Here is a 21514-nt window from a genome sequence, read left to right as displayed (position 1 = left end):
TCTGGCGCTACAATAATTAGCATGAACGTTTAATGAAAGGGATTATGCGAATGGCAGGACATACTCCGGCAGATAAAAAACGGGGCAGACTTAAAATATTTTTCGGATATGCTGCGGGTTCAGGGAAAACATCGGCGATGCTGAATGCTGCCCATGAGGAGCAGAGGGATGGCGTACAAGTCCTGGCCGGGTATATTGAACCTCACGGCAGGCCGGAAACGGCGGCTTTGCTGCAAGGGCTGGAGCTGGTGCCTCCACGGGAAATTTCCCATAACGGCCACCTGTACACTGAGTTCGACCTCGATGCCGCAATCCGCAGACGTCCGGAGCTGATTCTGCTGGATGAGCTGGCCCATACGAATGCCCCCGGCTGCCGCCACAAAAAAAGAGTCCAGGATATCGAGGAGCTGCTGCGGGCCGGGATTAACGTATACGCTACAGTGAATGTTGAGCATATTGAGAGTCTGACCGATGTCATCACTTCAATCACCGGAATGACTGTACATGACCGCATACCAGACAGCGTATTCGACAGTGCTGATCAGGTAGAACTGGTGGATATAGCACCCGGTGATCTGATTGAGCGGCTGAATAAGGGAAAGCTGTATCCGGATATAGAGCAGCGGCAAAAATACGAAAGCTTATTTATTCCAGCCAAGCTGATCGCCTTGCGGGAGATTGCCCTGCGTTACACGGCAGACCAGCTGAACCGGATTGCGCTGCAGATTGGTGAGCGGGAGGACAGCGCAGGCTTTTATACAAAGGAGCATATTCTGGTCTGCCTGTCGTCAGCCGTTAGCAGCAAGAAGGTAATCCGGACAGCAGCAAGAATGGCTGAAGCGCAGTATGGATCATTCACGGCGCTCTATGTGGAAACTTCGCGGACGAAGGAGCTGACCGCCAAGAACAAGGCTGAATTGCGGGAGAATCTGCGGCTGGCCGAGCAGCTTGGTGCACAGGTCGCTACCGTGTACGGGGAGGATGTTCCAGGGCAGATTGCCGAATATGCCAAAACCAGCCGGGTCTCCAAGATCGTCCTTGGACGCTCGCATAACAAAAACCGCTGGCCCGCTAAATCCAACTTTGTCGACAAGCTGACGGCTGCCGCCCCGAATATGGATATTTATATTATTCCGGATAATGGGCCTTCTCTGCACAAACAAATTCCGCAATATTCCAAAAAACCGCTGTTCTCTCTAGCTGACAGCAGCAAAACATTAGGAATTCTTATCGCCTGCACGGTGGTCGGTTTATGGTTCCAATATCTTGGCTTCAGTGAAGCGAATATCATTACGGTCTATATTCTAGGCGTACTGCTGGATGCGATGGTCACTCAGGGGCGGATGTATAGCGCGGTGACTTCGATTTTGAGCGTGCTGATTTTTAACTATTTTTTCACGGCACCGTTATTCTCGCTCCAGGCGTATGATTCCGGTTATCCGGTGACCTTCCTCGTCATGCTGTCTGCCTCATTCATTACCAGTACACTCACACTGCGGGTTAAGGAGCAGGCGAGGGAATCCGCGCAAAAAGCTTACCGGACCGAAGTCCTCCTCGAGACCAGCCGGAAGTTGCAGCAGGCTAAGGATACCCCGGCGATCCTCAACGAAACGGCGCTGCAGATGGTCAAGCTGCTGGACCGGAGCATTATCATCTATGAGGTGCAGGAGGGAGAACTCGCCGAACCGCTGCTCTTCCCTAAGGAGGATGCGCCGGCTGATCCGCAGAGCTATACCTCTTCTGAGGAGCGCAAGGTTGCAGAGTGGGTGCTGCAGAACAATAAACGCGCCGGAGTATCCACAGATACCTTCTCGGCAGCACATTGCCTGTACCATGCGGTACGCGGGGGTGAACAGGTATTTGCGGTTGCTGGAATTGTGATGGAGCAGGAGGAGCCGCTTGAGGTATTCGAGAAAAGCCTGATGATCGCCATGCTGGGCGAATGTGCCCTGGCACTGGAGAAGGACAAGCTGAACGAGAAGCAGAAGGAAATCTCCATGCAAATCCAGCAGGAGCAGCTGCGCACGAATCTGCTGCGGGGCATCTCCCATGATCTGCGCACTCCGCTCACCAGTATATCCGGCAACGCCGGGATTCTGATCGGCAACTCTAAGGTGCTGAGTGAGACGCAGAAGCAGGAGCTGTACAATGACATTTATGATGATTCCATGTGGCTGATTAATCTGGTTGAGAACCTGCTGTCGATTACAAGAATTGATAACGGCGCACTTCATTTGAACTTCCAGGCGGAGCTTCTGGAGGAAGTGATCGCCGAAGCGATGCTCCATGTGAACCGCAATAAGAATGAGCATGTGATTGAGCTGCAGCTGGAGGATGAGCTGCTGATGGCCAGGATGGATTCGCGGCTGATTATTCAGGTGCTGATCAACCTGGTGGATAATGCGATTAAATATACTGAGGCCGGATCACATATTACACTCTCGGTAAAGCGCGAAGGACCGATGGTAAGGGTTGAAGTCGCTGATGACGGTCCGGGCATTTCGCCGGAAGCTAAAGTACAAATATTCGAGATGTTCTACACGGCAGACAACCTGCGCGGAGACGGCAGGCGCGGCCTGGGCCTCGGGCTGGCCCTCTGCAAATCGATTATCCATGCCCATGGGGGCACAATAGATGTACAGGATCAAACACCGCGGGGGTCGGTATTCAGCTTCACCCTGCAGGCTGAGGAGGTGAATGTCCATGAATAAGCCGCTGATTCTTGTTGTCGAAGACGATAAGCCCATCCGCAAGCTGATTACGACAACCCTTGAGACGCAAGGGTATAAATACCATACGGCTGAAACCGGGGAGGCCTCTATTCTGGAGACGGTCTCCAGCCAGCCGGATCTGATGATTCTCGATTTGGGGCTGCCGGACATGGACGGTGTTGATATTATCCGCAAGGTGCGGGCGTGGTCGAACCTTCCGATCATTGTGGTCAGCGCCCGCAGCGAGGACCGGGATAAGATTGAAGCGCTGGATGCCGGGGCGGATGATTATCTGACCAAGCCGTTCAGCGTGGAGGAGCTGCTTGCCAGACTGCGGGTCAGTCTGCGGCGCATCCGCGGGGACAGTGACAGGCTGATGAAGGATGCGTCTGTGTTTACCAACGGGAATTTACGGATTGATTACGCCGCAGGCTGCGCCATGCTGGAGGAGAATGAGATCCACCTGACGCCGATTGAGTATAAGCTGCTCTGTCTGCTGGCCAAGAATGTCGGTAAAGTCCTGACCCATAATTATATCCTGCATGAAATCTGGGGCAGCCATACGTATGATGTTCCGGCACTGCGGGTATTCATGGCAACGCTGCGGAAGAAGATCGAGAGCACGCCTTCCCAGCCGAAGTATATTCAGACGCATATCGGTGTCGGCTACCGGATGCTCCAGGTTGGGGACGATAGTAAGGGGATTTAAGCTTTCTACTGCAGGGATAAAAGGCAGTCCATACCAGCAGAGCTGAAGTGATTATACAAGTCCGACCATGTCCGTTAGGGGCATGGTTTTTTGCCGTTCCGTTATAGCGGACGCAACTTGAAGTATGCAGTGAGCTGTATTTTAACGGAATCTTAACTGCTCCGGGCAAACCCTTATCCATAACTAATGGCGGGAGTGGTACGCTGAACTGGTACTGATACACTTGAGAAAGAAGGCACTTGAAATGGAAGTAATCAATGTATGGCTGAGAAATATCGGCTGGCTCACGGCCGTGACGGCGCTGCTGGTGCTGGTGAAAAGAAGGTACGCCCGGCTGGCTCTGCAGCAGGAGAGCGGCTATGAAAATAATGAGGTATATAAAGCGGCCAGCATGTTCGCGGGCGGGGGGCCCGTAGAAGAAGTCAGCAGGATGCTCACAGCCAGCTTCGAGTTTAGTGCAGAGGGAATTGAAATGATTCTCGCCCGGGCACTGCCGTGCAGAGGGGATGCAGACGGGGGATACGCGGCTTTTGTCGGGGCGGTCAATAAAGTGCTCGGTGAAGAGGTATACCGGTCTTAATGATATCTTAACACGCCTGCAGAAACCCTAACCCTGAACTTATGGGAGACATGGTACGCTAGGGTCTGAAGTTACAAGAGATAGAGAGAGTGAATTCAAACAGGATAAGGAGTGGCAATAAAGATGATGGATGTGTATATGGCAGGAGCATTAACCGTAATCTTTGCAGTATTCTATGCGTTCGTAGAGTGGTGCGGGCGTGTCGTTCAGGAACAAGGGGGGAACGAGTCATGACGGTCGTCCTCGCGGCAACACTGCTGTTGTTCCTCTATCTGGTGTATGCGTTGATTCATCCGGAGAAATTTTAAATAAACAAATGAAGGAGGGCCAGCTGTGGGTATTATTCAAATCATTGCAGTTATTCTGATTCTGGTTCTGCTGGTTAAACCAGCAGGAACCTATCTATATCATGTATTCTCAAATGAACCGAACCGGACTGACCGGATATTCGGCGGAACGGAGAACGTAATCTACCGGCTGGCAGGGCTGAAGCGGCGGAAAGACATGTCCTGGAAGAAATATGCAGTCAGCTTCATTGCAACGAATATCGTGCTGGTGGCTTTCAGTTACATTATTCTGCGGCTGCAGAAGGGGCTTCCGCTCAATCCGGGCGGAATCGGTAATATGGAAGAGACACTTACGTTCAATACTGTAATCAGCTTCATTACCAACACGAATCTTCAGCATTACAGCGGTGAAACAGGTGTATCCTACTTTTCCCAGATGGCTGTGATGACGATGCTGATGTTTACCTCGGCGGCCAGCGGGTTCTCGGTTGCGGTTGCTTTTGTCAGGGGGATTACCGGACGCGGCTCGGTGGGGAACTTCTTCGAGGACTTCGTTAAGGCGCACATCCGGGTGTTCATTCCGCTTGCGCTTCTTGTAACAATGGCATTAGTTGCCCTGCATGTGCCGCAAACACTGAAGCCGACGCTGGAGATTACGACACTGGAAGGGCAGAGCCAGCAGATTGCGATCGGACCGGTTGCTTCGCTGGAGTCCATCAAGCATATCGGGACGAACGGCGGGGGCTTCTTCGGGGCCAACTCGGCGCATCCGTTCGAGAATCCGAGTCCGCTGAGCAACGTGCTGGAGATTCTCTCGATGTGGCTGCTGCCGGCTTCCCTGCCATATATGTACGGAAAGTTCGCGAAGAACAAACGCCAGGGCTGGATGATTTTCGGGGCGATGATGACCTTGTTCATAGCCCTGCTAGGACTGAATTATTATGCGGAAAGTGCCGGCAATCCGGCAATTAACGCCATGGGAATAGATGCCTCACAAGGCAGCATGGAGGGAAAAGAGGTACGGTTCGGGATTGCACAGTCTGCGCTATTCACAACGGTAACTACAGCGGCCACAACCGGCAGTGTGAATAATATGCACGACACGCTGACCCCGCTCGGCAGTATTACCCCGCTTGCGCTGATGATGCTGAATAACGTGTTTGGCGGTAAAGGTGTCGGGCTGATCAATATGCTGATGTATGCGATGCTTGGTGTATTCCTCTGCGGGCTGATGGTCGGCCGGACACCGGAATTCCTCGGACGGAAGATAGAGGCCAGGGAGATGAAGCTGATTGCGATCGCGATCCTTATTCACCCGCTGATCATTCTTGTGCCTACCGCTGCCGCCTTCCTGACCGATCTCGGTCAAGGGAGCATCAGTAACCCCGGCTTCCACGGGCTGACGCAGGTGCTGTATGAATATGTCTCCTCTGCGGCGAATAACGGTTCAGGCTTCGAGGGACTTGCCGATAATACCACCTTCTGGAATATTACTACAGGTGTGGTTATGCTGCTGGGGCGGTATATGTCCATGATTGCGATGCTGGCGGTAGCCGGTTCCCTGCTCCGCAAGAAGCCGGTGCCGGAGACACTTGGGACCTTCCGCACAGACAATGGCCTGTTCACCGGAATTCTGATCGGCACGGTGCTGATTATCGGGGCATTGACCTTCCTGCCGGTCATTGTGCTCGGTCCGGTTGCTGAATACCTGACTTTACGCTAGGAAGAGGGAGAGAAGAGAATGAGTACTGTACAAAGAAAAAAACTGTTGACCACCCCTATACTCCTGAGTGCTGCAAGAAACAGCTTCCTGAAGCTGAACCCGGTCACCCTGATGAAAAATCCGGTCATGTTCGTAGTTGAGACAGGGACAGTAATCGTGCTGCTGATGGTGCTGATCCCGGGGTATTTCAATGCCGAGGCTTCTATCGGCTTCAATATTACCGTGTTTCTAATCCTGTTGTTTACGGTGCTGTTCGCCAACTTTGCCGAGGCATTAGCCGAAGGGCGGGGCAAGGCACAAGCCGATTCGCTTAAAAAAACAAAGCAGGATATCACCGCCAATAAGCTTGCGGGAACGGCGGTTAAGCAAGTCCCGGCTGCGGAGCTGCGCAAAGGTGATACCGTAATTGTGAGCCAGGGCGAGCTGATTCCCGGCGACGGTGAAGTGATTGAAGGACTGGCTTCTGTGGATGAGTCGGCGATTACCGGGGAATCGGCACCGGTCATTAAGGAAGCCGGAGGTGACTTCGGCTCCGTTACCGGCGGTACGCGCGTCGTCAGTGATCAGATTAAAGTACGGATCACCAGTGATCCCGGCGAGTCGTTCCTCGACCGGATGATCTCACTGGTGGAGGGGGCTAAACGCCAGAAGACGCCGAATGAAATCGCACTGAACACCTTGCTCATCAGCTTGACGATTATTTTTCTGATCGTGGTGGTTACACTGCGTCCGATCGCCGGTTACACCGGGGTGGAGCTGGAGATTCCGGTATTAATCGCTCTCCTGGTCTGCCTGATCCCTACAACCATCGGCGGCCTGCTGTCGGCCATCGGGATCGCCGGGATGGACCGCGTAACCCGGTTCAATGTGCTGGCGATGTCCGGTAAAGCGGTAGAAGCCGCCGGGGATATCAACACCATGATTCTTGATAAAACGGGAACCATTACCTTCGGGAACCGGATGGCGAGCGAATTCGTCACAGCCGGCGGAGAATCCGCTGCTGAGCTTGCCGCTTGGGCGGCCGTCAGCTCGCTGAAGGATGAGACACCGGAGGGGCGCTCGGTGCTGGAGCTGGCGAAGAAGCTGAATCTCAGCTATGACGCCAAGCTGGCGGAGGGCGGAGAGTTCATTGAATTCCGGGCGGAAACGCGGATGAGCGGTATCGACCTGCAGGACGGGCGTTCAGTCCGCAAGGGTGCGGTTGATTCCGTGAAGAAGTGGGTGCTCTCACAGGGCGGAGATGTGCCGGGGGATCTGGACAATAACGCCGCGGCCATTGCCCGGCTGGGCGGCACGCCGCTTGCGGTTGCTGTAGACAGCCGGATCTACGGGCTGATCTATCTGAAGGATACGGTTAAGCCGGGGATGAAGGAGCGGTTTGGTGAGCTGCGCAGTATGGGCATCAAGACGATTATGTGTACAGGCGATAATCCGCTGACCGCCGCGACGATTGCCCGGGAAGCAGGCGTTGATGATTACATCGCTGAGAGTACACCGGAGGACAAGATTGCCGTCATCCGCCGCGAGCAGAATGAAGGCAAGCTCGTGGCCATGACCGGTGACGGCACGAACGATGCCCCGGCGCTGGCCCAGGCGGATGTGGGGCTGGCCATGAACAGCGGAACAGCCGCAGCCAAGGAAGCAGCTAATATGGTCGATCTGGACTCCGACCCTTCGAAGATCATCGAGGTTGTCGCCATTGGCAAGCAGCTGCTGATGACACGCGGGGCGCTGACAACCTTCAGCATCGCCAACGATATTGCCAAGTATTTCGCCATCATTCCGGCGATGTTCACGCTGGCGATCCCGGAGATGGATGCCCTTAATGTGATGGGCCTAGGTTCTCCAAGTTCAGCTATTATCTCAGCGCTGATCTTCAATGCTGTAATTATTCCGCTGCTTATTCCGCTGGCGATGCGCGGTGTATCCTATAAGCCGATGAGCTCAACGAAGCTGCTGGCCCGCAACATTGTCGTCTACGGGCTGGGCGGAGTCATCGTCCCGTTCGCCGGCATCAAGCTGATTGATCTGCTTGTGCGGATCTGGATTTAGCGGGCAGGTCCCTAGTCACATCCATATCTCCCGTCGCAGCTACGTCTCCCATGGCAGGTATATTTCCCGTCGCAGCCGCCTAATAAGTGGAAAATAGGCACTTAATTATATGTGTTTTTCCGGTTACAGGTAAATAATTGGATAAATGACACTTAAATCTCCCGATTTCGGCGGTGAGCAGTGAATCTCGGATGAATAAGTGTTGTTCTTCCAGCTAAATTCTTGAAATCACTGGTTCCCAGATGATTAAATGCTCTTTTTCCACTTATTTCCGGCGAAGGCACAGCGCTTGAGCAGACGGCGGGTTAACGGACGGCGGGTGAGCGTACAGCGAGGTCGCAAACTGGGATAGTAGATTGCGAGAGGGCAGACAGCGGGTGAGCGTACAGCGAGGTCGCAAATTGGGATAGTAGATTGCGAGAGGGCAAAAGCAAGAACGCAGACAGCAAGTAGCAGATGCAAATGTAAGCAAGTAACTTCAAGGAGGGCAACGCAATTATGAGGAATTCCATACAATCCATTGATTCTGTACAAACCAATGATTCCGTGCAATCCAATCATTCCGGCAGCAGCAGTAGTTCGGTTGCCGAGGAGCAGCCGGCATCGTCAAAAGGCATTTATCTCTTCACCATTGTGCGTCTCAGTGCCGTGTTCATTATACTGTGCGGAATAGCCTATCCGCTTGCCTCTACAGCGCTCGCTCAGGTGTTGATGCCTGCGCAGGCGAACGGAAGCCTGCTGAAGAACGCTGCAGGCGAGACTGTCGGTTCGGAGCTGATCGGGCAGAGCTTCAGTAATCCGGCGCTGTTCCAGAGCCGGGTATCCAGTATTGAATACAAAGCGGAAGCCTCCGGCTCGAATAACTATGGACCGTCGAATCCTGACATGCTGCAGCGCACAGCCGGTTCCATTGCCCGGTGGAAGCTGGATAATCCGGATGTGCCGGTAAGCGGGCTGCCGGTGGACCTTATTACGAACTCCGGTTCCGGGCTTGACCCGCATATCTCCCCGGCAGCGGCGCTGGTGCAGATTCCGCGGATCAGCCGACTGAGCGGAATTCCCGCTGAGCAGTTGAAGGCGCTGGTCACCGGGCATACTGAAGGCCGCGATCTTGGATTGTTCGGGGAAGCGCGGGTGAATGTGCTTAAGCTGAATCTGGCTTTAACGGAACTAGCCGCGAAGTAACGCAGTTTGTACCCTGTCCTTGTGATATAAGAGGGCAGGGTCGTTTCCGTTGTCAGCTGTACATCAGCAGAAAAGGAGGGAAGCAAGTGGCTCCCTACAAACGCAAAACACCGGAAGAAATTCTCTATTCCATCTACCGGCTGCAGCGGGGGCGGTTGAAGATCATCATCGGCTCGGTCAGCGGCTCGGGTAAAACCTATCATATGCTGGAGGAAGGCAAGCTGCTGAAGCAGCAGGGCATTGATGTAGTAATCAGTGCGGTCTCAACCATGGGCCGGGCCGACACGGTTCAGCAGCTGGGTGATCTGGAGCGGATACCCAGCCTTCATTGGCAGAAGGACGGCAAGGAAGAGAAGGATCTGCCGCTGGAAGTCCTGCTTGCGCGTAACCCCGAGGTACTGCTGGTCGACGGGCTGGCGCACCGCAACCGGGAGGGAGCAGCTTACCCGACCCGGCTGGAGGACATCCATTATCTGATGGATCATGGCATCAGTGTCATTACAACAGTTAATGTGTATGAGCTGGCCGGAGTTGGTGAACTGATCTATGAGATGACGGGTATCCGTGCGGGCGAAACGGTGCCGCTGAATACGCTGGAGCTCGCCGATGAAGTAAGGCTGATAGATGTCTCCCCGGAAACGATCCTGAAGCGGATGGAGGAGGGGGTGCTTGGAGATGGCGTGCATCCGGCGCTCCTACGCCGGGGAAATCTTGGGGTGCTCCGTGAGCTGGCGCTGCGGCTCATGGCGGAGGGCGTCAATGACTCGCTGGAGAAGCACCGTGAAGCGGAAGGGCTGCTTGGCCCGTCCGGAGCAGCAGAGCGGATTCTTGTCTCAGCCCAGTATCACTGGAACGGCTCGCTCTATATCCGCAGAGGCCAGCAGATTGCCAAGCGGCTCTCCGGGGATCTGGTCATCGTTACCTTCGTCTTGCGCAGCCGCCCGCTGACGAAAGAGCAGCAGGTGTTCAAGCGTTCGATTCTCAAGCTGACAGAGCGGATCAGTGCCAGATTTGAAGAGCTGGAGCTGCTTCGCCTGCGGCAGCTGCCCGCTAAGCTCGTGCAATACGCGACTCAGAACAATGTCACCCGGATTGTGATGGGCCATTCACAGAAGAGCCGCTGGCAGGAGAAGTGGCAGGGCCCGATCACCAGCCGTGTCCTGCGCAAGACCAGGAATATCGATATCTTCCTGATGGCTGACCGGGCGGAGCAGGAGGGGGAACGGATTCTGCCGGTCCGGCCGGCAGCGGAGAAGGCAGCAGAGCCGTTCCACCGCCTGACCGGCAGGGAGCTGGAGCAGCGGATCGAGACAATCCGCCGGGGGACGTTCAAGGTCTATATCGGCGCTGCTCCCGGAGTCGGCAAAACCTACAAAATGCTCCAGGAAGGCAACCTGCTCCTGAACAAGGGCATAGATGTTGTTATCGGCCTGCTGGAAACCCACGGCAGGCTGGAGACACAAGGACAAATCGGTGGACTGGAGATGATCCCGCGGGCCCGGATTCAGTATCAGTCAGCCGGACTGACGGAAATGGATACTGAAGCCATCATTGCCCGGCAACCTGAGGTCGTACTGGTGGATGAGCTGGCCCATACCAATGTTCCCGGCAGCCGGACGAAGAAGCGGTATGAGGATGTTATCCGGCTGCTGGAGCACGGCATCTCCGTCATCACCACGGTCAACGTGCAGCATCTGGAGAGTCTGAACGATGCGGTACAGCAGTTGACCGGGGTGCGGGTCCGGGAGACGGTACCGGACGCGATTCTGCGGATGGCCAGCGAGGTGGAGCTGATCGACGTGACCCCGCAGATGCTGCAGCAGCGGATGCGGGAAGGGAAAATCTACGCCAGCGAGAAGGTGAACCAGGCGCTGGAGTCGTTCTTCAAGCTAGGCAATCTGATCGCGCTGCGGGAGCTTGCTCTCCGCGAGATTGCCGATGATGTGGATGAGCGGCTCGAAGCCTGGGACCGCGAGACCTCGCTGCGCGGGCCCTGGAGCCGGCGCGAGATGATCTTCGTCTGCGTGGACACGGGACCGCAGGCAGAGCGGCTGATCCGCCGCGGCTTCCGGCTTGCCCACCGGCTGAAGGCGCAGTGGCGTGTACATTATGTGCACTGCGCTTACAAGCAAAGTGATGACGAAGAGAAGCGGCTGGAGACGTTACGGCAGCTCACGGAGCGGCTGGGCGGAGTGATGGAAATTACGGAGGCGGGCAGCCCAAAGCACCTGCATAAGCATCTGCTGCAGCGGATGAATGAGACCGGGGCGACACAGCTGATCATCGGCCAATCACGCAAGTCCCTGTGGCGTTCATTGATCAAGCAGAGCTTCGTCCATTATCTGCTCCGCCATGCCCGGCATATGGATATGCTGATTGTTGCTGGTCATACGCCGATTACGGATTGATTATCCGTTGCCCGCCAGGCGCTGAAGTTCATGCTTGTAGCACATTTACTAGACAATTACCTGCCATTTGTTCATAACTTGACATACCGTACCTCATTGGCAATTGCTGAGCAGCTGCTCTGCTGATAATCTATTGAACAGATGTTCATAAACGAACAAATGTTAGATAGCAAAGGGGAATGGCAGATGCGGATATTAGTATTGGGAGCAGGAGTTCTGGGCAGTTATCTGGCCCATGTGCTGGTAAGGGGCGGAAATGAAGTAACAGTGCTGGCCAGAACTGCAAGAGCGGAGCAATTGCGGCAGGACGGACTGGTGATCCGGCATTATTTTCAGCGTAAAACTACGGTTGATCAAGTGAAGGTCATTGAAACGCTGGAGTCAGGCGATGTGTATGATCTGATCTTCGTGGTGATGAAGTACAATGATTTCCGGGCGGTGCTGCCGGTGCTGGCGGAGAATCTGAGCAGAAATATTGTGCTTGTCGGCAATAACGCGGATGCGCATGGCATGCTTCAGTATTTCCAAGAGCACAGCCGGGTTCCGCAAAATATAATCTTCGGCTTCCAGCTCAGCGGCGGTATGCGGGAGACTGACGGGCGGGTGATTTGTATCCGCGCAGGCGGACAGATGGTGCTGGGCAGCCTTACAGGGGAGGTGACGTTCAAACCGGTGCTGGACCAGGCCTTCAAAGGAACGAAATATAAGCTGCTCTATGAAGCGGATATGAATGCCTGGCTGCTCAGCCATATTGTGCCCATTGTAGCGCTCAATTCTCTGACCTATCTACACGAAGGTAATCTCTCAAAAATCTTCCGGGACAAGGTCCGGCTGAAGCAGGCTGTAACGGTGATGGATGAAGGGTTCGCCGTGCTGGAGAAGCTGGGGTACCGCATTATTCCTGCTGCACCGCTGACAGCGGTCCGCCGGCATCCGAAATGGACATACCACGGGCTGAGGCTTATCCATAAGCTGCCTTTCATGAAGCTGATTGACGGCTCCTTCAGCGAGATTGAGGCGCTGCTTCATTCCTTCGAAGGCTTGAAGAAGAAGGCTAAGCTGCCTGCACCGGCATGGGATCATTTCCGTAAGGAGACCTCTGCCAGATACACAGCGGAGAAACGCTGATGATCTATCATTCTTTGGGAGCAGGATAAGAGTGCTTGCTAATCAGAGAATAATCCATCATAAACAGGCTATTGTCAATTGTCCGCTACCGGAAGATCCTGTAAGCTTTAGCTTGATGTAAGCATTTACAATGAGATCCGGGAAGGGATATGTGGATGATGGATGATGTGAAAGAGAGGGTACCCGAAGAAGCCGATGCAGATGATCTGCAGAATGCCGGCCTGCATCCAGGACTGCCAAGGAAACTAACCATTACCATGTGGGATTTCTCCTGGTATACGATGACACTGCCAGGTGAGCCTTATCATGATCTGCAGGCACGGTTTGCGGAGGCAGTGGAGCGGGGCTATAATACAATCCGTATCTGCGCCATGCCGTTTCTGCTGTTCACGGCGGAGGGCAGACGTCCGGGACCGCTGCAGTTCGGCAGCCTCGGGTCAATCGGCCAGCGGACAAGATGGTATAACTGCCGCGGCGGTGCAGAGCTGGACGGTCATGCCCGTCTGCTGGAGCTGTTCAGACAAGCCAAAGCACACGGCTGCTATATTATGCTCTCCTCATGGGAATACCAGCAAAGTCCAAGCTTTCTGGCCCACCCTGCACTGCGGGACGAACTGGCTGCAATTGCCCCGGAGGACCGGTTTATGGCGATTGCGGGGTCGCTGAACCAGCTGATCCGCTTTGTTAAGGAAGCGGGCTACGGGGAGCAGATTGTCTACGCAGAGCTGCACAATGAAGTGGAGTTCGGGCAATTGACAGCCGTCGGAACCGCGCAAGGCATTGATGCCGGTGATGTTCCGGGCCTGGTTGCGGCGATGCAGCCATATATTGAGGAAGCGGCGGGTTATCTCCGGGCAGCCCATCCCGATGTGCTGATTACGGCCAGTTATACCTTAAATGAGGCCTATCCGAAGGCTTATGTAGCCCGCAATCTCCAGGTGGCGCATTTCCATCTGTATATCAAAGGTGTGTTAAATGAACTTACCGCAGCTGCAGGACTGGATGATCCGCTGCTGCCTTTTCCCGGTGAATTCGTGACTTCGATCCTGCGTGAGGATGCGCCACCATTCGCAGAGTGGACCCTCCCGGCCGGACAGGAATGGCGGATGGAGGGCAACCCCGTTGGACTAAGGCTGCTGTATCTCCACGACTGGGTTGACCCTGAGCAGTGGGATCTGTTTCTGTATGACCGGTACAGTGCGCACAAGCTTGCGATGCTGCAGAAGGCAGATCTGCGGTTTGAAGAAACGCACGAATGGGCGGCCAAAGTAGGAATTCCGGTGGTTATCGGAGAAGGTTATGTAGGCTACACGCCGCTGCTGGCCGGCTTCGAGGAAGGGCCTGTCGGGAAATTCATTGCTGAATATGCCCTGCGCAAAGGCATGCAGCTTGGCTTCTGGGGTATGACGCTGTGCTCTAACTGTGCGCCGCATCATCCGTTCTGGAGCGATACTGCCTGGCAGCAGAAATGGAATAACTTCATCCTGAACTCCTGAGCATTCAGAAGCGTTTATTCGCTTCACGGTATTCCGAGGGCGTGACCTTGTAGATTTCTTTGAATTTTTTGTAAAAGAAGGTGAGGCTCGAATAGCCCACCTGCTCGGCAATGTCCGGAACCGGGAGGTCGGAGCTGGTTAAGAACAGGCTGGCCTGGCTTAGCCGCTGCAGCTGCAGCAGCTGCTTGAACGACCTTCCGGTTCCTTTTTTGAGCAGAGAAGACAGGTAATTCGGATGGAAGCCGAACGCTTGGCCCATCTCAGGCAGAGTGCAGTGCTCATAATTCGCTTCAATGTACTGCATGAACTCAATAATCGAGCAGGTATGGCTGCCGGGTTGCCGGATTGCTCGCTCTTCCTGCAATGGCGTGCAGCGGATAAGAAGCGAGAAGAGGACAAGGAGATACGAATCAATCAGCTCCCCCGACAAGAGATCCCGCTCAAAAAACTCACACATCATATTCTCCACCATCTCTGCAATCCGTTCCACACCGGCGGAAGCAAACAGCAGATAATGATTATGCCTGCGGCTGCTGATTAACGACTCCACCATAAAGCGCGAAATGATACTCTGTCCGCTGAGCCGTCCCAGGAAGGCCGGAGACAAAAAATCCTGTTTCAAAATAATGTTAACCACGTAATCATCCTGCGTTGTCTGCTTTACGGCATGAGGCGTCTCTTTGTCAATAATCAGGAGATCCCCCGCCATCAGCATCCGCTCCATCCCCCCGACAGTAACGTCACACCGGCCCCTGTATACGAACATCATCTCAATATAATTATGCATATGCAGCGGAATTTCTGTTCCGTACGGCACCTGTGAAATGGAAATACTCTCGTCCACCGGCGAATCATGAATATCAAAGCTGAGGTTAAACAGAAATACAGGAAGGCCTCCGATTAATACGGATTCTGGATTACGCTCCTGCCGGACCGCCTCAGTATCCAGATTCCCCAGGCGGTGATTTTGTAAAAAAAGGATCAGTTCCGAACGCTGCACCGCAATTCCTCCTCTGATAAATTTATTCTGAAATCCATTTTTCTGCGGCTGAAGGAGTTATTTGATTCGGATATGTTCATAGGGTATAACAACTGGATCACAGCATATTCACTTGTATTCATTAGTTTAATTAAATCTTCGATTCGAGCAATCAATCCCTGTTATTCTACCATTATATCAAGCGGGTACGTTTGTTACCATTAAACCCGAGAACGATATACATATCAGATTACAGAGGAGAGATGATCTTGCCGCAATCCTATCCGGAAAATTTCCTATGGGGAACAGCGACCTCAGCGCATCAGGTGGAAGGGAATAATATTAATGCTGATTTATGGGCGGAAGAGCATGCAGAGGGCTCGCCGTACCGTGACTACTCGGGTGACGCTATTAACCATTATCAGCTGTACCGTGAAGATATCCTGCTGCTTGCCGGGCTTGGCCTGAACAGCTACCGCTTCTCCATCGAGTGGGCCAGAATTGAGCCTGAACCGGGTATCTACTCCAGTGCGGAGATCGGCCATTACCGTGATGTGCTACAGGCGTGTAAGGAGAACGGAATTACCCCGGTTGTTACGATGCATCATTTCACTTCACCGCGCTGGCTGATGCGCTTCGGCGGGTGGAAGAATCCGCAGACAGCAGACCGGTTCGCACAATATTGTGAAACAGTGTTCAGTGAGCTGGGACAGGATATTCCCTATGTTGTAACGATGAACGAGGCGAATCTGCCTGTTCTGCTGAAGGAGCTGTTCGTGAATCTCGATTTCATGCCGCCGGTGGGGATTGACGGTGCAGCCTGGACGGCACCCGGCTGGCGGGAAGCCGCCGCCCTGCGCTGCGGAACGACGATTGATAAGTATTTCACCTTTCATATGGCCTCAGATGAGCAATCGCTGCCTATTGTAATGGATGCGCATAAGAAAGCACGGACAGCGATCAAAGCGCTGCAGCCGGCTGCGAAGGTGGGCCTGTCGCTTGCGCTCCCGGATGTGCAGTCGGTTGCGGGCGGAGAAGCATATGCAGCCGGGAAGTGGTACGACTATTTCGGACAGTACAAGGACGCTATCGCAGGGGATGACTTCCTTGGTGTTCAGAACTACGCGAGGGAAGTGTACGGACCGCAAGGGCTGATCCAGACTGCAGACACTGCTGAAGAAATAACGGGGATGGGAACAGAATTTTACCCCGAAGCACTGGCCGGAAGCATCCGCCGGGTGGCGTCTGAGCTGACGCTGCCAATCATGGTTACAGAGCATGGAATTGCTACGGAGGATGATTCACAGCGTATCCGGTTCATAAGCAGGGGGCTGCAAGGGCTTGAGGGCTGTATTGCCGATGGAATTCCTGTCCTTGGTTATATGTACTGGTCGGCATTTGATAACTTTGAATGGACCTTTGGCTATGGCCCGCATTTCGGTGTAATTGCAGTGAACAGGGATACGCAGGAACGTCATGTAAAAGAAAGCGCGCATCTGCTCGGTGCGATCGCCAGGAGGAATACGGTCCGGGCTTTAAGCTGAAGCGTGTAGGGTGAGAGAATAGATACGCAGGAAGTATGACAGCAGCGCCTTGCGCTGCTGTTTTTGTATTGATCTAGAACTAATCAGCCAGAAACAATTAGGTTCCGTGTGAATTTGAGGCTCGGCCGCTGAATCAGTGAAACATTGTTCTTCCGGCCGCTGCTTCTGGAAGCTTGACAATTTCCTGATTCAGGGTATACATTTGTATACATGAGACACTCGTATACAAATGTATACGTTAGAAGGAGGAGAACAGGCATGTGCGAAGGCAAGCATGAACACCGGGGCCATAAGGAGCACAGGGGATGGGGGCCGCCTGATGACGGGAGAAGGAATTTCCAGAGTGCGCAGACCTTCCGCCGCGGCCGGGCTATTGCTTTTCTGGAACGGCTCCATGTGAAGCGCGATACCTTGCTGCAGCAGCTTAATCAGCCGGAGTTTGCTTCCATTCAGCAGGTAATCAGCGGAGAGCTGAAGGCGACGGAGGCCGTGATTCAGGAATTCATCCAGGCGTTCGAACTGCGTGAGGTGCTGGCTGAACAGGAGAACACAACCGAAGGAGGAGACAAGAAACATGACGATCATTAATGCAATAGAGACACGCAGAACAATTAAGGCATTCAAGCCTGATCCGGTCAGCGAAGCTGATCTGCACAAGTGGCTTACAGCCGCAAGCTATGCTCCGAATCACCGGATGACAGAGCCATGGGAGCTGCTCTCCATCGGACCGGTTACCCGGGCGGCGCTGCAGCATAAGACTGATTTCGGAGGAGCCCCGGTAGTGATTGGGGTGTTATCCAAACCTGCGCCGACCCCGTTTGAACGTGATGAGCATGTGATGGCGGTCTCCTGTTATATCCAGAATCTGATGCTCGCTGCCCATGCAGCCGGCGCCGGTGTATTCTGGTCTTCGATGGGCGCGTCTGCCCGCAACCGTGAGCTGCTTGGCGTGCCGCAGGATTATGATGTGATTGCCGTGCTCGGGATCGGGTATCCGGCGGATGGTCCTGCCATCAAGGAGAGAACACCGATTGCTGGCAAAATGACTTACCTGCCTTAGATGAATGACAGATGAGATGAAGGTGAACTGATTGTGGAAACTTAGGGGGTTCATGAAACCCTATTTACTATGGTGTGTGCTTGCCCCGCTGCTGATGATCATAGAAGTCATAATGGACCTGCTGCAGCCGGCCTTAATGGCCAGCATTGTAGATAAAGGCCTGATGATGAATGACTTGCCGCATATCCTCTCGACCGGGGGAATAATGCTGGGTGTAGCCGTGGTGGGGATGGTTGGCGGTGTGGGGTGTACAGTTTTTTCAAGTATTGCTTCACAGAATTTCGGTAATGATCTGCGGATTAAGCTGTTTGAGCATATTCAGACCTTCTCAAGCCGCAATCTTGACCGGCTGAAGACCGGCTCACTGATTACGCGGTTAACGAACGATGTAGTGCAGCTGCAGACTTTTATGCAAATGATTCTGCGGACCTTTGTCCGTTCGCCGCTGCTCTTAATCGGCAGTCTGGTCATGGCTATCCGCATCAGCCCGTCGCTGGCTCTGATTCTGCTGGCTGCGGTGCCGCTGCTGTTCATTCTGTTGTATGTTCTGATCCGGCTGTCGTTTCCGCTGTTTGCCCGGATGCAGGAGAAGCTGGATAGCGTGAGTAATGTGCTGCAGGAGAATCTGAGCGGAATCCGGGTAATCAAAGCTTTTGTCCGTACGAAGCATGAGCAGAAGCGGTTTAATACCGCAAACACAGAGTATACGGATACCGGGATCCGGGCGATCCGCCTGATGGCACTGAATATGCCGCTGATGATGCTTATCCTGAATGCAAGCATTGTTTCGGTGCTGTGGTTCGGAGGAATGCAGAACTGGAGCGGGAAGCTTCCGGTCGGTGAGCTGATCGCGTTCATCAACTATGTTACCCAGCTGCTGATGTCAATGATGATGCTGAGCAATATGCTTACCTTCGTATCACGGGCTAAAGTCTCAGGTGACCGGGTGAATGAAGTATTCGCCACCACAAGCGAGATTACTGAAGCTCCTTCAGCAGACAATGAAGGGATTACCCGCGGAGCGATTGAGTTTAATAATGTTGCCTTCGCGTACAATTCTGCGGATGCTAATCTGGTGCTGGAAGAGGTCAGCTTTGCGGCCAGCCCGGGTGAGACCATTGCTATTCTGGGGGCAACCGGTTCCGGAAAAACAACGCTAGTCAGCCTAATCCCCCGGTTCTACGAGGTGCTGTCCGGTTCGGTTACCATCGACGGTACGGATATCCGGGAGATTGGCCTTGATCATCTGCGCAGCCGGATCGGCTTCGTAATGCAGCAGTCGCTGCTGTTCAGCGGCAGCATCCGGGACAATATCCGGTACGGACGCCCGGATGCTACCGATGCGGAAGTGGAGCAGGCCGCGATATCCGCCGAGGCGCATAGCTTCATCAGCACACTTCCAGGCGGGTACGACACCTTGCTCGGGCAGCGCGGTGTCAACCTGTCCGGCGGGCAGAAGCAGCGCTTGTCCATAGCCCGCGCGCTGCTGATCAAGCCGGCCATCCTGATTATGGATGACAGCACCAGCGCGCTGGATGCCGTTACCGAGTCCCGGATCCGGCAGCTGCTGAAGACGCAGCTGCGGGGCTGCACGGTCGTAATGATCGCCCAGCGTGTCTCCTCCATTATTGATGCAGACCGGATTCTGATCCTGGAGAACGGCCGGATTGCAGCCCAGGGCACCCATTCTGAGCTAATGGCAGGCAGTGAAATTTACCGTGATATCCGCCAGTCACAGCTGAAGGAAGAGGAGGTGCCGTATGTCCAGTCATCCTAATCAGGCGCAGGCACCCGGACGTCCCGGCGGCTTCGGCGGCGGTCCGTTTGGCCGCGGAACAGTGCCCAAGGTCAGGGCCAAGAATACTGCGGCCACAATTAAACGGATCTGGAGCTATTTGAACCGTCAGCGTGCAGGGCTGATCATGGTCTACCTGTTTACAGTCCTGAACGCTGTTGTTGCCCTGACCGGCCCGTACCTGCTGGGCAAGGCTATTGATTCGGCAATCATTCCCCAGGATTATGGACTGCTGGTCCGGTTCTGCATCCTGCTGGGCGGCATCTATCTGCTCGGCAGCTGTGTATCCTGGGTGCAGGCATACGTGATGACCTCCGTCTCGCAGCGGACCGTATTTGAGCTGCGGCGCGATCTCTTCGCTAAGTATCAGGAGCTGCCAGTCAGCTTCTTCGATACCCGGGCTAACGGGGAATTAATGAGCCGGGCAACCAATGATATCGACAATGTGTCGAATTCATTGAACCAAAGTGTAACCCAGCTGCTCAACAGTCTGATTTCGCTAAGCGGGTCACTGGTCATTATGCTGCTGCTGAATGTCCCGCTGACGCTTATTGCACTGGTTACTATTCCGCTCGTGCTGCTGGCCAGCCGCCGGATTACAAGCCTCAGCCGGATCTATTTCAAGAACCAGCAAAAGCATCTCGGAGAGCTGAACGGCTATATTGAAGAAGCGATCAGCGGACAGAAGGTCATTAAGCAATACCGCCGGGAAGAGGCGGAAACCGTCCGCTTCCGCGGGCTTAGCGGAGAGCTGAACAAAGTCAGCATCAAAGCGCAGATCGTCTCCGGACTGGTAGGCCCGGTGATGAACATGATCAACAATTTGGACTTCGCGCTGATTGCGGCGGCCGGCGGATGGATGGCCTATAAGGAGCTGGCCACCGTCGGGGTTATCGTCAGTATGCTGAATTATGCCAAGCAGTTCAGCCGTCCGATCGCCGAGCTTGCGAACCAGTATAATCTGATCCAATCGGCCATTGCCGGTGCAGAGCGGGTGTTCGAAGTGATGGATATGCCTTCGGAGTATGCGGGTGAGCAGCCTCAGGCGCTGCCGCGGCTTCGCGGGGAGGTTGTTTTCCGCGATGTACATTTCGGGTACCAGGCCGATTCGCCTATCTTAAGCGGCGTCAGCTTCACGGCCCGGCCGGGCGAGAAGATCGCGCTCGTCGGGCCGACCGGAGCAGGGAAGACGACGATCGTCAACCTGCTGACCCGCTTCTATGAGATCAGCAGCGGGGAGCTGCTGATTGACGGGCAGGACATCCGCAGCCTGAACAAGAATGAGCTGCGCAGCCAGCTCGGCATGGTACTGCAGGATGCCCACGTCTTCTCGGGAACGATCCGCGAGAACATCCGGTTCGGCCGGCTGGAGGCTACGGACCGTGAGGTAGAGGAGGCCGCTAGGCTGGCTAACGTCAGCGGCTTCATCGCTAGGCTTCCTCAGGGTTATGATACGCTGCTAGGCACAGAGGGGACGACCTTAAGCCACGGGCAGCGCCAGCTGCTGACCATTGCCCGGGCGATCCTGGCTGATCCGGCGATCCTGATTCTGGATGAAGCGACGAGCAGCGTGGATACGCGGACTGAGATGCATATCCAGCAGGCCATGCGTACCTTGATGAAGGGCCGGACCAGCTTCGTAATCGCCCACAGGCTCAGCACGATTCAGGATGCGGACCGGATTCTGGTGATCCAGGGCGGGCAGATCGCTGAGCAGGGCAGCCATGAACAGCTGCTTGCCTTGAACGGGGTATACCATGAGCTGTACGACAGCCAGTTCAGGCATGCGATCCAAGCAGGGTAACATCTGCTGTTCATAATATTTTTGAATGCTTAATACACTAAGGCAAAGCTCCA

The 21514-nt window shown here is 54.4% G+C and carries 16 protein-coding genes; 15 read left to right on the top strand and 1 reads right to left on the bottom strand.

Going from position 1 to position 21514, the window contains the following annotated elements:
* Positions 1 to 50: 50 nt before the first annotated feature.
* From LOS79_RS08780 to LOS79_RS08740, 10 genes are all read left to right on the top strand, one after another.
* Positions 51 to 2711 (top strand): ATP-binding protein, encoded by a 2661-nt coding sequence (locus tag LOS79_RS08780; RefSeq protein ID WP_315418264.1) that lies wholly within the window; start codon positions 51 to 53, stop codon positions 2709 to 2711.
* Complete coding sequence (locus LOS79_RS08775; protein WP_315418262.1) at positions 2704 to 3420, top strand: response regulator; 717 nt, start codon at positions 2704 to 2706, stop codon at positions 3418 to 3420. The genes LOS79_RS08780 and LOS79_RS08775 overlap by 8 nt, the downstream gene beginning before the upstream one ends.
* 244 nt (positions 3421 to 3664) lie before the next feature.
* On the top strand, positions 3665 to 4000 hold the full coding sequence (locus LOS79_RS08770; protein ID WP_315418260.1) for a hypothetical protein: 336 nt from the start codon (positions 3665 to 3667) through the stop codon (positions 3998 to 4000).
* 230 nt (positions 4001 to 4230) lie between these two features.
* A complete protein-coding gene (gene kdpF / locus LOS79_RS33040; protein ID WP_157764199.1) occupies positions 4231 to 4308 on the top strand; it encodes a K(+)-transporting ATPase subunit F in 78 nt (25 codons plus the stop codon).
* 25 nt (positions 4309 to 4333) lie between these two features.
* Complete coding sequence (gene kdpA, locus LOS79_RS08765; protein WP_315418258.1) at positions 4334 to 6010, top strand: potassium-transporting ATPase subunit KdpA; 1677 nt, start codon at positions 4334 to 4336, stop codon at positions 6008 to 6010.
* A gap of 18 nt (positions 6011 to 6028) precedes the next feature.
* Complete coding sequence (gene kdpB, locus LOS79_RS08760; RefSeq protein WP_315418256.1) at positions 6029 to 8062, top strand: potassium-transporting ATPase subunit KdpB; 2034 nt, start codon at positions 6029 to 6031, stop codon at positions 8060 to 8062.
* Between the two features lie 498 nt (positions 8063 to 8560).
* The gene (gene kdpC, locus LOS79_RS08755) at positions 8561 to 9247 is read left to right on the top strand and encodes a potassium-transporting ATPase subunit KdpC (protein WP_315418253.1); all 687 of its coding nucleotides are present in this window, start codon (positions 8561 to 8563) and stop codon (positions 9245 to 9247) included.
* 86 nt (positions 9248 to 9333) lie between these two features.
* Positions 9334 to 11655, top strand: coding sequence for a universal stress protein (locus LOS79_RS08750; protein WP_315418250.1), 2322 nt, complete (start codon positions 9334 to 9336; stop codon positions 11653 to 11655).
* A gap of 186 nt (positions 11656 to 11841) precedes the next feature.
* Positions 11842 to 12783, top strand: coding sequence for a ketopantoate reductase family protein (locus tag LOS79_RS08745; protein ID WP_315418247.1), 942 nt, complete (start codon positions 11842 to 11844; stop codon positions 12781 to 12783).
* 257 nt (positions 12784 to 13040) lie between these two features.
* A complete protein-coding gene (locus LOS79_RS08740; RefSeq protein ID WP_315422085.1) occupies positions 13041 to 14279 on the top strand; it encodes a cellulase-like family protein in 1239 nt (412 codons plus the stop codon).
* Between the two features lie 4 nt (positions 14280 to 14283).
* Here LOS79_RS08740 and LOS79_RS08735 read toward each other — a convergent pair whose 3' ends face one another.
* Positions 14284 to 15279 (bottom strand): AraC family transcriptional regulator, encoded by a 996-nt coding sequence (locus LOS79_RS08735; protein WP_315418245.1) that lies wholly within the window; start codon positions 15277 to 15279, stop codon positions 14284 to 14286.
* A gap of 248 nt (positions 15280 to 15527) precedes the next feature.
* Between LOS79_RS08735 and LOS79_RS08730 the strand changes: the two genes are divergently transcribed.
* The 5 genes from LOS79_RS08730 to LOS79_RS08710 all read left to right on the top strand — a co-directional run bounded on the left by LOS79_RS08730 (position 15528) and on the right by LOS79_RS08710 (position 21461).
* Complete coding sequence (locus LOS79_RS08730) at positions 15528 to 16802, top strand: glycoside hydrolase family 1 protein (protein ID WP_315418242.1); 1275 nt, start codon at positions 15528 to 15530, stop codon at positions 16800 to 16802.
* A 258-nt stretch (positions 16803 to 17060) separates the two neighbouring features.
* Positions 17061 to 17390 (top strand): hypothetical protein, encoded by a 330-nt coding sequence (locus tag LOS79_RS08725; protein WP_315418239.1) that lies wholly within the window; start codon positions 17061 to 17063, stop codon positions 17388 to 17390.
* Positions 17377 to 17862 carry a nitroreductase family protein gene (locus LOS79_RS08720; protein WP_315418236.1) on the top strand — a complete coding sequence of 162 codons (486 nt, stop codon included), beginning with the start codon at positions 17377 to 17379 and terminating at the stop codon, positions 17860 to 17862. Before LOS79_RS08725 ends, LOS79_RS08720 begins: the two co-directional genes overlap by 14 nt.
* 52 nt (positions 17863 to 17914) lie before the next feature.
* On the top strand, positions 17915 to 19639 hold the full coding sequence (locus LOS79_RS08715; RefSeq protein ID WP_315418234.1) for an ABC transporter ATP-binding protein: 1725 nt from the start codon (positions 17915 to 17917) through the stop codon (positions 19637 to 19639).
* A complete protein-coding gene (locus LOS79_RS08710; RefSeq protein ID WP_315418231.1) occupies positions 19623 to 21461 on the top strand; it encodes an ABC transporter ATP-binding protein in 1839 nt (612 codons plus the stop codon). Before LOS79_RS08715 ends, LOS79_RS08710 begins: the two co-directional genes overlap by 17 nt.
* Positions 21462 to 21514: the final 53 nt, after the last annotated feature.

The organism is Paenibacillus sp. MMS20-IR301, from assembly GCF_032302195.1.
Lineage (GTDB): Bacteria > Bacillota > Bacilli > Paenibacillales > Paenibacillaceae > Paenibacillus_AQ.
This window is presented reverse-complemented; position numbering and strand designations above follow the sequence as displayed.

Coding starts and splice junctions, on each gene's coding strand:
- LOS79_RS08745 (WP_315418247.1), top strand. CDS start 11,842: ATGCGGATATTAGTATTGGGAGCAGGAGTTCTGGGCAGTTATCTGGCC.
- LOS79_RS08740 (WP_315422085.1), top strand. CDS start 13,041: ATGTGGGATTTCTCCTGGTATACGATGACACTGCCAGGTGAGCCTTAT.
- kdpF (WP_157764199.1), top strand. CDS start 4,231: ATGACGGTCGTCCTCGCGGCAACACTGCTGTTGTTCCTCTATCTGGTG.
- LOS79_RS08725 (WP_315418239.1), top strand. CDS start 17,061: ATGTGCGAAGGCAAGCATGAACACCGGGGCCATAAGGAGCACAGGGGA.
- LOS79_RS08715 (WP_315418234.1), top strand. CDS start 17,915: ATGAAACCCTATTTACTATGGTGTGTGCTTGCCCCGCTGCTGATGATC.
- LOS79_RS08780 (WP_315418264.1), top strand. CDS start 51: ATGGCAGGACATACTCCGGCAGATAAAAAACGGGGCAGACTTAAAATA.
- LOS79_RS08710 (WP_315418231.1), top strand. CDS start 19,623: ATGTCCAGTCATCCTAATCAGGCGCAGGCACCCGGACGTCCCGGCGGC.
- kdpB (WP_315418256.1), top strand. CDS start 6,029: ATGAGTACTGTACAAAGAAAAAAACTGTTGACCACCCCTATACTCCTG.
- kdpC (WP_315418253.1), top strand. CDS start 8,561: ATGAGGAATTCCATACAATCCATTGATTCTGTACAAACCAATGATTCC.
- LOS79_RS08720 (WP_315418236.1), top strand. CDS start 17,377: ATGACGATCATTAATGCAATAGAGACACGCAGAACAATTAAGGCATTC.
- LOS79_RS08770 (WP_315418260.1), top strand. CDS start 3,665: ATGGAAGTAATCAATGTATGGCTGAGAAATATCGGCTGGCTCACGGCC.
- LOS79_RS08775 (WP_315418262.1), top strand. CDS start 2,704: ATGAATAAGCCGCTGATTCTTGTTGTCGAAGACGATAAGCCCATCCGC.